Raw genomic sequence first — 12,998 nt, 5'->3', positions numbered from 1 at the left:
GGCGGTCAGTCGGCGACCTCGACGCCGTAGCCGCGGGCGAGAACGCCGAGGCCGTGGTCGTAGCCCTGGCCGACGGCCCGCAGCCGCCAGCTCTGCCCGCGACGGTAGATCTCCGCGAGGAGCATGGTGCGCTCGGTGGTGGCCGCGTCCAGCGTGGCCTGTGCGAGGGCCGCCGCGCTGCTGCCGGGACCGGAGACGATGTGCAGGGCGCCGACGTCGCCGAACGCGGGGGAGCCGTCGATGGCGGCGGCGACGACGACCGTGCGGGCCGACGGCGGCAGCGTGGCGAGGTCCACGCTGACGGTCTGCTCGGTCGGACCGTCGCTCAGCAGCCGCACCGTCCCGCCCGGGTTCTCCGGGGCGCCGTAGAAGACGAAGTCCTCGTCGAAGGAGACCTGCTCGTCCTCGTCCAGCACGAACGCGACCACGTCGATCTCGCACGCCGTCTGCTGCGCCCAGGACGCGGTGACCGTCCAGCGGTGCTCCGGTCCACGGCCCTGCTGGAGCGGCAGATCGACGACGCCGCCGCGCGGCAGCACATGGGCGGCCGTGCGCCGCTCGTCCGCCCGCGGCCCCGCCGTCACGACCGGCGCGACCAGCCACGCGGCCTCGTGGACGGGCAGCCGCAGCGCGGTGATGCGCGGCAGCCTGCGGTCGCCGTGGCCGCCGTCGAGGACGACCACGTCGGTGACGCCGGCGGACAGGTTGATGGCCGCGGCCCCGCCGAGCTCGACGACGCGCGTACGGGCGGCCACCGCGTCCGGGTGCGTGCCGCCGAGCACGAGCACCCGCCGTCCGGTCAGCGGGCCGCGTGGTTTGCCGGGACGTCTGCCGGGCTTCGGGCCGACGGCCGGCGGAACCGCCTTCGTCCGCACGGTGCTGTCGGGGAGGGCGTGAGCGGGGGCGGTGACGTCCGTGTCGACTGCCTCGGCCGCCTCTGCTGTCTCGGCGCCCTCGCCCGCCTCGGGCCCGCGCGGCGTCGGGACGGCCGGCAGCGCGGGCGAGCCGGAGGAGGGGACGGCGTCGGACTTTGGCTGCGCTCCCTCGTGCGAGACGCCGGGCCGGACATCGCCGAGCAGCCGCAGGAAGGCCGCCTCGTCGATGACCGGAACGCCTTCGGTGAGTGCCCGCCGGGCCTTGGCGGAGCCGGTCGAGAGGTCATTGGTGACCAGGGCGCTGGTGTGCCGACTGACGGAGGACATCATGTTCAGCCCCGCGGCGTCGGCCAGCAGCAGCAGATCCGCCCGTGCGGTCACCGTCTCCCCGGTGACGGCGATCTTCATGCCCTGCACCAGCGGCCCGCCCGCGGTGAGCCGCCCCGGGTTGCGGAAGGCGCACGGCGTCCTGGGCGGCTTCGGCGCGAACTGCGCGTCCTGCCGGGGCGGGCAGGCCACCAGCGGCAACGACAGGTCCAGCTGCGCCGCCTCCCGCAGCGAGGCGCGCAACACGCCGGCCAGCACCCGCGTGTCGTCCAGCGCGTCGTGCGCCTTCACCTGAGGGACGCCGTAGTGCGCGGCGAGCGTGCCGAGCCTGAGGTCGTCGGTCGGCGGGTCCACACGGCGGTTCAGGGCCAGCGTGCACAGCCGCCTCGCGACGGGTAGCCGCAGCCGCGCCCGGGCGAACTCGTGGGCGAGGAAGTCGTAGTCGAACTGGGCGTTGTGGGCGACCAGCACCCGGCCCTCCAGCAGCTCGCCGATCCGTTCGGCCACCTGCTCGAAGGCCGGCGCTCCGCGCAACCGCTCCGCCGTCAGACCGTGCACGTGCACCGGTCCCGGGTCGCAACCGGGATCCAGCAGTGTCGAGAACTCCCCGGTCTGCTCGCCGTCCGGGCCCAGCGTCACCACGGCCACGGACAGCACCCGGTCACGGCGCGGCACCAGGCCGGAGGTCTCCACGTCGACCAGCGCCCACTCGAAGGCGTAGTCGCGCAGGACGGAAGGATCGGCGGCGGCAGACGTGAGAGACATGGAGAAATCATGGAGGTATGTCCTCGGTTCCTTCAACTCGAATGCCGACTGATCCCGTTTTGCGGCGTCTTCGAACAGCCCTGACCGTGCCGCTCGCGGGGCGGACGCCCCCTGACACACTGCTGGCGTGTCACCCGACCCACCTTCAGGAGGACTTCGTCATGACCGAGCAGTTGCTGGACCGTGTCGCCCGGTACGAGCGACGGTTCAACACGCTCTTCGCGGAGTACTTCGACACGCTGGGCGCGACCCTTCAGGCGCCGTCCTTCAGCCGCTTCACCCCGGACTGCCTGGAGCTGCTGCGCGACCTGTCCCTGCGCGGCGGCAAGCGGATGCGGGTCGTGCTGCTCCACGAGGCCGCGCGCCTGGTGAGCGACGACCCGGTCGATGGACTGGACGCCGCCGCGCTGAGCATCGAACTCCTCCAGACCCACGGCCTGGTGCACGACGACCTCATCGACGACAGCGCCACCCGCCGGGGCGGCCCCACCACCTACTACGCCTACCGCGAGCGGTTCCCCGGGCATCCGCGGGCGGCGCTCGGGCTCACCGTACTCGCGGGTGACCTGGCGCTCGCCCTCTCGCTGCGCGTGCTCCTGGAATCCGGGCTTCCCGCCGAGACGCGTCAGGCCATGGTCGAGGTGCAGACCCGGGCCGCGACCGACACGTTCGTGGGCCAGATCGTAGACCTGGAGCGCGACTTCGCCACCGGCGCACCGGACGACGCCGTCCTGCACGACGTGGCCGACCACAAGTCGGCCCGTTACTCGGTCCTCGCCCCACTGCAGCTCGGGCTCCTGACCGCGGGTGGACAACCAGACGCTCACGACACGGAGTTGCGCCGCTACGCGCGACTGATCGGCATCTGCGGTCAGATGCGCGACGACTACCTGGACCTGTTCGGCGACGAGGCGGCGATGGGCAAGCCGACGGGCACCGACATCCGCGAGGGCAGGCACAGTTACACCGTCGCACGTCTGCTGTCCGTCGTGAGCGGGGCCGAGCGCGCCGTCGTGGAAGAGGCACTGGGGAACCCCACCTGCACGCCGCGGACCGTCGCCGCGGTCCGTGAGATCGGTGAGCGCCGAGGGGTGGCCGACCGGATGCGGGCGGAGATGCGGGGGTACGCCGAACAGGCCCGCCTGGTGGCCGGGGGCTGGCGCCCGAGGTGGCGCGAGGAGGCGGTCTCCTTCTTCGAGCACCTGCCGCGGTGGAGCGTCGAGCGGGCCGGGTGAACGGCTCACACGCCGGCCGGGCGCACGGCTCACACGCCGGCCGGCCGGGGGCCCCAGGTCTCCTCCGCGCCGATGAGCAGACGGGCCATGGCCCGGTCGAGCCGCCGCCGCAGGTCGGCCGTGTCGGGGGCCAGCGTGCTGAGCAGCCTTGCCCCGCCGGGCAGCTCCATGAGGGCCGTGTCGGGACCGCGGAACGCGGTGGGCGCGCCGTCGTCGGCCGCCGGGCCCGGGTCCACGAGCAGCAGCGTGCCGGCCGTACGGTGCCCGGCGGTGACGGCCGGACCGTCCCATCCGGGCGCCGCGGGACCCGCGCCGAGCTCCTGGTCGTAGAGCGGGCCGTCCTCGGTCTCGACGCGCACCCGCTGGCGGTACCGGCCGGAGGGCTCGCCGTGCCGGCCGAACAGCACCTCCTCCCGCAGTACCAGCCGGGCGCCGGTCTCCAGCACGATTCGGGTGTCGCTGACGTGCCGGCAGCCGTGCGCGGTGATCACCAGCTCCGGAAGCCAGGCCAGGGCCGCCCCCGCGCCCACGTGGACGCGGACGTCCAGGCGGGACTCCTCACCGTACGTTCCCGGCAGCAGAAGGGTGGAGGCGATCTCACCCAGTACGAGGGCGCTGCCGGGCCCCACCCGGACCTCGAGGCGCAGCCGGTCGCCGCCGAGCGGGCCCGCGGCACCGGCCGCCAGATGGACGCGGGCGGCGTCGGCCGTGCGGCAGGCCCACTCGGTGACCGGAGTGCGGGCCAGCGGTGCCGTGGTGCGCAGTATCAGCGGCCACCCGGATCGCAGCACCGGGACACGGGTGTGGGCCCGCCCTGATCCGTGGCGGGCGAGCTCGGTGGCCAGCCGGGCCGTCGCCTGGGTCATGGCTCCCTCCTACCCGCCCTCGGCCAGCAGCCCGCGCACCCATGCGGTGACCTCGTGGGCCGCGGGGTCCTCGACGAGGGACAGGAAGCAGACGGGGAGGTCGCCGCGCTTGTCCTTGGCGTCTCGGGCCATCACCGACAGATCGGCGTTCACCTGGCCGGCGAGGTCCGTCTTGTTGACGACCAGCAGGTCCGAGACGGTCACACCCGGCCCGCCCTTGCGGGGTACCTTGTCGCCCCCGGACACGTCGAGCACGAAGATCTGGTGGTGGATCAGACCGTGGCTGAAGGTGGCGGTGAGGTTGTCACCGCCGCTCTCGATCAGGATCAGGTCCAGTGGCGGCAGGTCGCGCTCCAGGTCCTCGACGGCCTCGAGGTTGGCGGAGATGTCGTCACGGATGGCGGTGTGCGGGCAGCAGCCGGTCTCGACCGCCCGGACTCGCTCGGCGGGCAGTACGCCGTTGCGCAGCAGGAAGTCGGCGTCCTCGGTGGTGTAGATGTCGTTGGTGACCACGGCCAGTCGCAGTTCGTCGGCCAGCGACCGGCACAGCGCCGCCACCAGTGCGGTCTTGCCGGATCCCACCGGACCGCCGAGGCCGATCCGCAGCGGCCGCCCCGGAGTCCGGGGGAGCCGGCCCGCGGTCGGGCCGGGGTGCGGTGGGTGGCCGTGCGTGTGCTCCTCCTCGGGGTTGCGCGGGTCAGGGCGCTCGGGGTCACGCGGATCGGGACGCTCGGGGCCGTGCCGGTCGGGACCGCCCGGATCATGCCGGTCAGGACCGTCGGGACCGTGCCGGTCAGGACCGTCGGGACCGGGTCGGCCAGGGTTCTCGGTTTCGTGTCGGTCAGGACGCAAAGAGACGCACCTCCCAGGTGGCGTGGAGTTCGGCGGAGATGTCGAGCAGCGGGGCGCCGTAGGCGGGCAGTTCACCGGCGGGCGCGTCGGCGTGGCCGGTGGCACCGGCGGCCAGTCGGTCCAGGTCCGGTGCGAGCCGGGCGAGGACGGCGTGCACGGCGAAGGGGTCGAGCCCCAGCAGCCGGACCGCCGCCGTGGCCGGGCCGGTCGCGGCGTCGTGCAGCGCGGCGGCCGCCGCCGCGTGCGGACCCAGACCGAGCGCCCGGGCCGTCGCGCCGAGGGCGACGGGCTGGTGCGGGCCGCCCGGCAGCGCGGTGGCGATTGCGTCGAGCCCCGGGTGCGAACCGATCGCCCGGGCGGCGCGCAGCAGTTGCCGGCCGAGCTTGCGAGAGGTGGCACGCAGCGCGGGCGCCGGGGTGCGCGCCTCGAACTCGGTGTCCAGCACGGCGATCCGGCCTTCCCGGCCTTCCCGGCCTTCCCCGTCCGTTTTCGGCGGGCCGCCGCCGAACGCCGAGCAGGCCGCCGCGGCGAAGGCGGCGGCCATGGCCCCGCTGGTGGTCACGCGCCCCCGCAGGAACGCCTCCAGCGTGTCGGGGTCCGACACCCGCCCCTCCGCGACCGCCGCCTCCAGACCGCCGGAGTGGGCGTGACCGCCCGCGGGGAAGCGCCCGTCCGCCAGCATCAGCAGGGCGGCGGTTCCCGCGGTCCCGGAGGTCTCGGAGGCCGAGACGTGGGTCCCGGTCAAAACAGGAAATAGCGGTGGTTCATCGGCAGTTCGGTGGCCGGTTCGTGGTCGACCACCTCTCCGTCGATGCGTACGGTGAAGGTGTCCGGGTCGACCTCGATGGTCGGCAGCGCGTCGTTCTCCGGCAGGTCGGCCTTGGTCCGGTGACGCGTGTTCTCCACCGGGACGAGTCCGCGGGCGAGACCGAGCCGGTCGGCCAGGCCGTCCTCGATCGCGGCCGGCGCCACGAACGCCACACTGGTCGCCCCGGCGGCCCTGGTGTGGACGTTGTAACCCAGCCTCGGCAGCACCGGCTGCGGGGTGGGGACGGCGGCGTTGGGGTCGCCGAGCAGCGCCATCGCGGCCATGCCCGACTTGTAGACCGCCGTCGGACGCACACCGAACAGGGCGGGCTCCCACAGGACGAGGTCGGCGAGCTTGCCCGGCTCGACGGAACCGACCTCGCGTTCGAGGCCGTGGATCATCGCGGGGACGATCGTGTACTTGGCGACGTAGCGGCGGGCGCGGTGGTTGTCGGCCCGCCCGTCACCGGGCAGGGAGCCACGCAGCCTCTTCATCACATGCGCGGTCTGCCAGGTCCGCCGCACCACCTCGCCGAGCCTGCCCATCGCCTGGGCGTCGGAGGTCATCGCGGAGATGGCTCCCAGGTCCTGGAGGATGTCCTCCGCCGCCATCGTGGACGCGCGCACCCGGCTCTCGGCGAAGGCGAGTTCGGCCGGTACCTGCGGGTTCAGGTGATGGGCGATCAGACAGATGTCGAGTTGTTCGTCGGCGGTGTTGACCGTGAAGGGACGGGTCGGCGTGGTCGAGGACGGCAGTACGCACGACTCGCCCGCGATCCGGATGATGTCCGGCGCGTGGCCGCCGCCGGCGCCCTCGGTGTGGAAGGCGTGGAAGGTGCGGCCGTCGACCGCGCGCAGCATGTCCTCGACGAACCCGGCCTCGTTGAGGGTGTCGCTGTGGATCGCCACCTGGACCCCGGCCGCGTCGGCGACGCGCAGCGCCGTGTCGATGACGGCCGGAGTGGCGCCCCAGTCCTCGTGGACCTTGAAGCCGCCCATCCCGGAACGCAGTTGCTCCCACAGAGACTCCTCGTTGACCGTGCTGCCCCGGCCGAGGAAGAGCACGTTGACCGGCCACGGCTCGAAGCCCTCCAGCATCCGTTCCATCCACCAGCCGCCCGGCGTCGCCAGGGCCGCCTTGGAACCGTCGGTGGGTCCGGTGCCGCCCCCGACGAGGGTCGTGGTGCCGGCCTCCAGGGCGACGATCGACATGTCGGGGGAGACGAAGTGGACGTGGGTGTCGACCGTGCCGGCCGTCATGATCAGCCCGCTGCCGTTGACCATCTCGGTGCAGGGGCCGATGACCAGGTCCGGGTGGACACCGTCCATGATGTCGGGGTTCCCGCACTTGCCGAGCGCGACGATCCGTCCGTCGCGGATTCCCACATCGGTCTTGACGACGCCCCAGTGGTCCAGAACGACCACGCCGCCGATCACCAGGTCCGGTGTGCCCTCGGCCCGGGTGGCGTGTGACTGGCCCTGCGACTCCCGCCCCGACTTGCCGCCGCCGAAGACGGTCTCGTCACCGCCGACGCACCGGTCCTCCTCCACCTCGATGAGGATGTCGGTGTCGGCGAGCCGGATCCGGTCGCCCTTGGTGGGCCCGAGTGAGGCGACGTAGGTGCGCCGGTCGATCTCAGCCATCTAGGGAACCTCCGCACGCGCCGCGCAGCCCGCGCACGATGCGCCGGCCGCCGAGGGGGACCAGTTCGACCTCGACGGTGGCACCCGGGTCGAAGCGCAGCATGCCGCCGGCCAGGACGTTCAGTCGGTGTCCCCAGGCACGTTCCCGGTCGAAGCTCAGTGCCGGGTTGACCTCGGCGAAGTGGTAGTGCGAGCCGACGCTGACCGGACGGTCGGCCGTGTTGACGACCGAGACGCTGATCACCGGGCGGCCCGCGTTGATGGTCACCGGGCCGGGACCGTAGATGATCTGGCCCGGCGCGCCGGGCTCGTCGGCCGACTCGGCCCCGGGCTGCACCAGACCGGTCGACTCCCCCTTCCCGGACCCGGGGACGAGGGACTTGCCACTGCCCGGACGCTGCTGCCGCTCGCTCACTGGATCGGCCCCTGCACCGCGATCAGCTTCGTGCCGTCGAGGAAGGTGGCCTCCACCTGAACCTGGGCGAGCATGTCGGCCACCCCGTCCATCACCTCGTCCCGGCGCAGCACACCCCGGCCCGCGTCCTGGAGGTCGGCCTTGGTGCGTCCGTCGCGGGCCCCTTCGAGGAGGAACGCGGAGATGACCGCCGTGGCCTCCGGGAGGTTGAGCTTGAGGCCGCGCTCCCGGCGTTCCTGCGCCAGCTTGGCGGCCGTGTAGATCATCAGGCGCTCCCGCTCCTGAAGACTGAGCAGCATCGCTGTCTCCGCTCTGTCCGTGCTGGTCGCCATGGACCGGCCGGTATCCGGGTATCGCAAGCCAGCCTGGCACGGACACCGGCAAAGGCAGCGGAGATGTTGGGCCGGCCGGGGCATCCCCCCGCCCGGCCTCGGGCCCGCCGCCGGCTGACAGGATGGGGCGGACCTCGGGAACGCAAGCGTGAAAGGGAGGGGAACATGGCCGTACTGGTCCTGTCCGGTGTCCTCGTACTCGTCGTCGGAGGATGTGTCTGCGTCGTGTGGGCGGCGCGGGGCGGTCCGCGCTGGGTGCGCGTGGTGTCCGCCGCGACTCTGGCGGCGGGTGAACTGATGCGCAGTTCGAAGGGTGCCGGTCGAAGCAGGGGCGGGGGAGACGACTGAGGGCGACTGAAACGAACCTCGTCTGACATCTGTTCCCCACGTCGCTCAATGGGGTATTCGGGATCTTCTGCCGCGCGGGCCCGGTCATGCTCTGACCGGACGCGCCGTTGACCAGGCGCCTCGGTGACGGCCCGACCCTGGGGAGAAGCATGACGGACTCGACGCGACGGGGCGGTGGCCTGGACGGCCAGGCCGTGCTGCTGGTCGCAGGACTCGCCGATCTGGCGGTGAGCACGATCGGATCCGCGGTGGGCGGGCTGCGCGGGCTCCTGCGTCGCTCGGACACCGCCGACCTGGTGCGGGAGGCGGAGCAGGATCTCCAGGCCCGGGGCAGGCTGGCCCTGGACCGCTGCACGAACGTGCCACCCGCCCACCTGGAGGTACTCGCCCAGCACGTGCGGGCACGGCGAGCAGCCGACGCCGGCGATGTCTGATCCCTGGGACCCGGCCGCTTTCAAAGCCCGAGTCGACTGCGTGCTGCGGAATTTCCTGGACGAGGAGGCCGGCCACCTCGTGGCCGTGGACACCGCCCTCGCACCCGTGGCCGGGCAACTGCGCAACGCGGCCGGGCACGGCAAGAGGCTGCGCGCGGCCTTCTGCCACTGGGGCTGGCGGGCCGCCGGACAACCCGACAGCGACGCCCTGGTGCGGGCGGCGGCCGCCATGGAGCTGGTGCACGCCGCGGCCGTCGTCCACGACGACCTCATCGACGACAGCGCCCTGCGGCACGGCCTGCCCACCGTCCACGTGGCCCTGGAAGCCGTACTGGCCCGGGACGGCCGCCGCCAGGCCCGTACGGCGGCCCGGTCCCTGGCCATGCTGGTGGGCGATCACCTCATGGCCCTCGCGGGGCAGTTGTTCACCGCCAGCGGTCTCCCCGCCGCCTACCTCGCCCGGGCCCGGGACCTGTGGGCCGCGCTCGCCCGCGACCTCATCGCCGGCGAGTGCCTGGAGATCCTGCACACCGGCGGACGGCCGGACACCGCGACCTCCCTGAAGGTCGTCCGGTACAAGACCGCCAAGTACACCGTCGAGCAACCCCTGCTCATCGGCGGCCTGCTCGCCGGTGCCCCCACCGCGCTGCGCGACACCTACTCCGCCTACGGCCTGCCGCTCGGCGAGGCGTTCCAGCTCCGCGACGACCTGCTCGGCCTCTTCGGTGACCCGGAACGCACCGGTAAAGCGGGCCTGGACGACCTACGCGCCCACCGGCCCACCGCACTGCTGGCCGAGACCTGGCAGGCCGCCGATGCCTCCCAGCGGGAGCGGCTGCGCGGTGTGCTGGGCCGGAGCGACCTGGGCGAAACGCATCTGCGCGAGGTGCGCGACCTCATGCTCGAGCTGAAGGCTCCGCAACGGGTCGAGCGGATGATCCGCTCCCGCGTGGAGCGGGCCACCCGCGCCCTGGACAGCGCCGGGATGCCCCCGCAGGCGCGCCGGGCGCTGCGGGAGCTCGCACAGCAGGCCACCGACCGCGTCCACTGACGAACTGACGAACTGACGAACTGACGAGGAGACCGTGATGACCTACACGGAGACGTCGATGGACGCCCTGCGCCGCGACGGCGACGAACTGGCCGACGCCGTCGTCGCCACCCTCTTCGAGCGCGGCGAGGTCGGCAAGTTCAACTCCCTGATGCGCTACGTCTCCACCACCGGCCAGGAACTCCCGGACGGCCTCCCCGGAGTGGCCCGGGAGTACCTGCGGACGACCAGCGTCCCGCCGGACTGGGTGGACTGGGCAGAGATGGAGAGGGCCCGCCTGTTCTTCATCGACAACAACGTGCACATCTCCACCGCACTGTCGTTCGCGTCGATGCCCGCCTGCTACGTCGTCCCGAACGTGGCCAGGCTGCTGTCGGCCACCCACGGGCTCAACTACCCTTCCAAACGGATGGCGGAGACCGGCCAGTTCACCGTCTACCTCATGCGGCCGGACGCGTTCGAAGCCGGCGGACGCTTCATCCCGGCCGCCCAGAAGGTACGCCTGCTGCACGCCGCCGTCCGCCACCACCTGAAGCGGGAGAACCGCTGGGACACCGACACCCTCGGCGTACCGATCTGTCAGGAGGACATGATCGGCGGACAGATGTTCTTCTCCCTGACCGTCCTCGACAGCCTGCACCGTCTCGGCGTCCACATGTCCGCCGAAGGGGCGGACGCCTATTACTACGCCTGGCGCGTGGTCGGCGCCATGCTCGGCGTCGACCAGACGGCCGTGCCCACCACGCTCGACGAGGCGCGGCGCTTCCTCGACCTGTACATGCTGCGGCACATGGGCCCGTCCGAGGAAGGGGCCCACCTGACGAGGCAGTTGATCGACCTGTACGAGGAAGTCGTCCCGGGGACTCTCTTCGACCCGGTCGTGTCCGCCCTGATCCGCTACCTCGTCGGCGACACGTGCGCCGACTGGCTGGAGGTGCCCCGTACCAGCTGGGACACCGTCGTGAAGGCCGCCCCGCACCTCCTCGGCGTCCTGGAGACGATCGAGGACCGCTCCCCGCTCGGCGCGTGGGCGCTCGACCGGCTCGGCCACCTCACCACGGCCCTCGAACTCTCCTCCCTCACCCGCGGGCGCGTCATGCACTACGCCATCCCCGAACAGCTGAGGAAGGAGTACGGCGTCGGTGGCGCCGCTTCCCGCACCCACCGCTGGTCCCCGCCGCCCGCGACCGTCTCCTGAGGCGCGGCGCGGGCCAGGCCCCGCGAAGGCGTCAGGCGATGGAGGCCGAAACGATTGCGGAGACGGCCAGGTTGCAGCACGCCGTCACCCACACCGCCGGGTGGGGCTCCGGCTCGACCAGCGTCGCGCCCAGCCTGCCCGGGGTGATCAGGTCGACGACCAGGAAGGCCACGGCCATCATCACGAGGCCCAGCAGCCCGAACACCGCGGTCGACACCAGCCCCTTGCCGAAGTCCTCGTACGTCGTCCAGATGGAGGTGAAGACGATGCCGCCGATACCGAGCAGCGCGGAGCTGAGCACCATGGCCGCGTTGCGGTTGCGCTCCTCCCAGATCTGCCGGCCGAGCTTTCCGGGCGTCAGCACGTCGACCAGGACGATGCCGAGGACCAGGAGGACCAGGCCCAGACCGCCGTAGGCGGTGGCACGGCCGAGTCCGTTGACGATGTCGCTCATGGGGTTGCCGGCTCCGTAGCGTGAGAGATCGTGAGTGATCGTGGTCAAGGCGCTGCAAAATGTAGCGCACCCGTTCGGTCCTCCGACTCCCGCGGTCCGACAATCCGGCGAATCCGCCGGACGTGGCGTCAGGAGGACGCGGCGAGCGCGTGGTTGCGCCGCACGGAGGACCAGAAGGCGGAGCCGATCAGGACCACGCCGATGAGGCCGGTGATGATCTCGTTGATCTGGTATTGGATGGTCACCAGGAGGATGACGGCGAGGGCGCCGATGGCGTAGTGGGCGCCGTGCTCCAGGTAGACGTAGTCGTCGAGGGTCCCCTGGCGGACCAGGTAGACGGTGAGCGACCGGACGTACATGGCGCCGATGCCCAGGCCGATCGCCATCAGGACGATGTCGTTGGTGATGGCGAAGGCGCCGATGACGCCGTCGAAGGAGAAGGAGGCGTCCAGGACCTCGAGGTAGAGGAACATGAAGAACGCGGCCTTCCCGGTGAGAGCGACGGCGGAACCGGACCTGCCCGCGCGCTCGGCCGCTGCCTCGGCCGCGTGCTCGCGCTCCTCCTGCCGTTCGAGTTTCTCCTCGAAGAACCCGGACAGACCGCCGACGACCATGTAGGTGATCAGGCCGCCGATACCGGCGAGCAGGACCGTCTCCGCCTTGTCGACATGGGTGCCGCCGTGCTGGTGGGCGTGGGCGCCGAAGGTGATCGCGGAGATCAGCAGCGCGATCAGGGCGATACAGACCGACAGCATGTCGACCTTGCCGAGTCTGGCCAGCGGGCGTTCCAGCCGGCCGAGCCACTTGACGTCGCGGTCCGTGAGGATGAAGTCCAGGAAGATCATCAGGAGGAACATGCCGCCGAAGGCGGCGATCGACGGATGGGCGTCCGTCACCAGTTCCTGGTAGCGCTGCTTGTCGGTGAGCGCCAGATCGACCGCGGCCCACGGGCTCAGCCGGGCACTGATCGCCACGATCACGACGGGGAAGACCAGGCGCATACCGAAGACGGCGATGAGGATGCCGACGGTGAGGAAGATCTTCTGCCAGAAGGCGCTCATCTTCTTCAGAATCCCGGCGTTGATCACCGCGTTGTCGAAGGACAGGGAGATCTCCAGCACGGCGAGGATGGCCACGAGACCGAAGGCGGTCCACCCGTCGTACAGAACCCCCGCGGCCAGACCCAGGGCGGTGACGGCGAAGGCCCAACGAAACGTCTTCAACAGCACGGGCTACTCACTCACTCCTGTGGTCGGGCTGCGCGGGGACGGGGCATTCCTTCCTTGCCAGTGCCCATCACCAACGTTGTCTACCATGGCCGTCCGCCGCCGCCCGGGCAGGCCGGGCACGGCACCCGGCGGTCACCAGAATGGATCGGTCCGTTTCCGTGACACC

General features: G+C 71.9%; 14 protein-coding genes. 5 read left to right on the top strand and 9 right to left on the bottom strand.

Annotated elements, in window-relative coordinates; all coding sequences use genetic code 11:
- Positions 1 to 5: 5 nt before the first annotated feature.
- Positions 6 to 1,967, bottom strand: a complete 1,962-nt coding sequence (locus tag ABEA26_RS09805; protein ID WP_345591095.1) for a TerD family protein — start codon at positions 1,965 to 1,967, stop codon at positions 6 to 8.
- Between the two features lie 161 nt (positions 1,968 to 2,128).
- Here ABEA26_RS09805 and ABEA26_RS09800 point away from each other — a divergent pair, with 161 nt between their 5' ends.
- Positions 2,129 to 3,202 carry a polyprenyl synthetase family protein gene (locus tag ABEA26_RS09800; protein WP_345591093.1) on the top strand — a complete coding sequence of 358 codons (1,074 nt, stop codon included), beginning with the start codon at positions 2,129 to 2,131 and terminating at the stop codon, positions 3,200 to 3,202.
- A 29-nt stretch (positions 3,203 to 3,231) separates the two neighbouring features.
- On the opposite strand, the gene ABEA26_RS09795 is transcribed toward ABEA26_RS09800, so the two are convergent.
- The 6 genes from ABEA26_RS09795 to ABEA26_RS09770 form a co-directional block, all read right to left on the bottom strand.
- On the bottom strand, positions 3,232 to 4,068 hold the full coding sequence (locus ABEA26_RS09795; protein WP_345591092.1) for an urease accessory protein UreD: 837 nt from the start codon (positions 4,066 to 4,068) through the stop codon (positions 3,232 to 3,234).
- 9 nt (positions 4,069 to 4,077) lie between these two features.
- The gene (gene ureG / locus ABEA26_RS09790; RefSeq protein ID WP_486388968.1) at positions 4,078 to 4,650 is read right to left on the bottom strand and encodes an urease accessory protein UreG; all 573 of its coding nucleotides are present in this window, start codon (positions 4,648 to 4,650) and stop codon (positions 4,078 to 4,080) included.
- 259 nt (positions 4,651 to 4,909) lie between these two features.
- Positions 4,910 to 5,602 carry an urease accessory protein UreF gene (locus ABEA26_RS09785; RefSeq protein WP_345591153.1) on the bottom strand — a complete coding sequence of 231 codons (693 nt, stop codon included), beginning with the start codon at positions 5,600 to 5,602 and terminating at the stop codon, positions 4,910 to 4,912.
- Between the two features lie 59 nt (positions 5,603 to 5,661).
- Entirely contained in the window at positions 5,662 to 7,371 is a 1,710-nt protein-coding gene (locus tag ABEA26_RS09780) for an urease subunit alpha (protein ID WP_345591091.1), read from the bottom strand.
- A complete protein-coding gene (locus ABEA26_RS09775; RefSeq protein WP_345591151.1) occupies positions 7,364 to 7,708 on the bottom strand; it encodes an urease subunit beta in 345 nt (114 codons plus the stop codon). The genes ABEA26_RS09780 and ABEA26_RS09775 overlap by 8 nt, the downstream gene beginning before the upstream one ends.
- 74 nt (positions 7,709 to 7,782) lie before the next feature.
- Positions 7,783 to 8,085, bottom strand: coding sequence for an urease subunit gamma (locus ABEA26_RS09770; protein WP_279561037.1), 303 nt, complete (start codon positions 8,083 to 8,085; stop codon positions 7,783 to 7,785).
- Between the two features lie 198 nt (positions 8,086 to 8,283).
- On the opposite strand from ABEA26_RS09770, the gene ABEA26_RS09765 reads away from it, so the two are divergent.
- The 4 genes from ABEA26_RS09765 (at position 8,284) to ABEA26_RS09750 (ending at position 11,149) form a co-directional block, all read left to right on the top strand.
- Positions 8,284 to 8,466: a hypothetical protein gene (locus ABEA26_RS09765; protein WP_345591089.1), complete on the top strand. Its 183-nt coding sequence runs from the start codon at positions 8,284 to 8,286 to the stop codon at positions 8,464 to 8,466.
- 149 nt (positions 8,467 to 8,615) lie between these two features.
- Entirely contained in the window at positions 8,616 to 8,900 is a 285-nt protein-coding gene (locus ABEA26_RS09760) for a polyprenyl synthetase (protein ID WP_345591088.1), read from the top strand.
- Positions 8,893 to 9,951 carry a polyprenyl synthetase family protein gene (locus ABEA26_RS09755; RefSeq protein ID WP_345591086.1) on the top strand — a complete coding sequence of 353 codons (1,059 nt, stop codon included), beginning with the start codon at positions 8,893 to 8,895 and terminating at the stop codon, positions 9,949 to 9,951. Before ABEA26_RS09760 ends, ABEA26_RS09755 begins: the two co-directional genes overlap by 8 nt.
- Positions 9,952 to 9,988: 37 nt before the next feature.
- Positions 9,989 to 11,149, top strand: coding sequence for an oxygenase MpaB family protein (locus ABEA26_RS09750; protein WP_345591084.1), 1,161 nt, complete (start codon positions 9,989 to 9,991; stop codon positions 11,147 to 11,149).
- Positions 11,150 to 11,180: 31 nt separating this feature from the next.
- On the opposite strand, the gene ABEA26_RS09745 is transcribed toward ABEA26_RS09750, so the two are convergent.
- On the bottom strand, positions 11,181 to 11,603 hold the full coding sequence (locus tag ABEA26_RS09745; protein ID WP_345591082.1) for a DUF350 domain-containing protein: 423 nt from the start codon (positions 11,601 to 11,603) through the stop codon (positions 11,181 to 11,183).
- A gap of 128 nt (positions 11,604 to 11,731) precedes the next feature.
- Complete coding sequence (locus tag ABEA26_RS09740; RefSeq protein ID WP_345591081.1) at positions 11,732 to 12,832, bottom strand: DUF475 domain-containing protein; 1,101 nt, start codon at positions 12,830 to 12,832, stop codon at positions 11,732 to 11,734.
- Between the last annotated feature and the right edge of the window lie 166 nt (positions 12,833 to 12,998).

It is taken from the genome of Streptomyces marokkonensis (genome assembly GCF_039539045.1).
Taxonomy (GTDB): Bacteria; Actinomycetota; Actinomycetes; order Streptomycetales; family Streptomycetaceae; genus Streptomyces; species Streptomyces marokkonensis.
The sequence above is the reverse complement of the archived record's forward strand: the minus strand, read 5'-3'. Positions and strand labels throughout refer to the sequence as shown.

What these genes read in the sequence shown, in the direction of transcription:
- ABEA26_RS09805 (WP_345591095.1), bottom strand. Translation starts at nt 1,967, where the DNA reads ATGTCTCTCACGTCTGCCGCCGCCGATCCTTCCGTCCTGCGCGACTAC.
- ABEA26_RS09800 (WP_345591093.1), top strand. Translation starts at nt 2,129, where the DNA reads ATGACCGAGCAGTTGCTGGACCGTGTCGCCCGGTACGAGCGACGGTTC.
- ABEA26_RS09795 (WP_345591092.1), bottom strand. Translation starts at nt 4,068, where the DNA reads ATGACCCAGGCGACGGCCCGGCTGGCCACCGAGCTCGCCCGCCACGGA.
- ABEA26_RS09785 (WP_345591153.1), bottom strand. Translation starts at nt 5,602, where the DNA reads ATGCTGGCGGACGGGCGCTTCCCCGCGGGCGGTCACGCCCACTCCGGC.
- ABEA26_RS09780 (WP_345591091.1), bottom strand. Translation starts at nt 7,371, where the DNA reads ATGGCTGAGATCGACCGGCGCACCTACGTCGCCTCACTCGGGCCCACC.
- ABEA26_RS09770 (WP_279561037.1), bottom strand. Translation starts at nt 8,085, where the DNA reads ATGCTGCTCAGTCTTCAGGAGCGGGAGCGCCTGATGATCTACACGGCC.
- ABEA26_RS09765 (WP_345591089.1), top strand. Translation starts at nt 8,284, where the DNA reads ATGGCCGTACTGGTCCTGTCCGGTGTCCTCGTACTCGTCGTCGGAGGA.
- ABEA26_RS09760 (WP_345591088.1), top strand. Translation starts at nt 8,616, where the DNA reads ATGACGGACTCGACGCGACGGGGCGGTGGCCTGGACGGCCAGGCCGTG.
- ABEA26_RS09755 (WP_345591086.1), top strand. Translation starts at nt 8,893, where the DNA reads ATGTCTGATCCCTGGGACCCGGCCGCTTTCAAAGCCCGAGTCGACTGC.
- ABEA26_RS09750 (WP_345591084.1), top strand. Translation starts at nt 9,989, where the DNA reads ATGACCTACACGGAGACGTCGATGGACGCCCTGCGCCGCGACGGCGAC.
- ABEA26_RS09745 (WP_345591082.1), bottom strand. Translation starts at nt 11,603, where the DNA reads ATGAGCGACATCGTCAACGGACTCGGCCGTGCCACCGCCTACGGCGGT.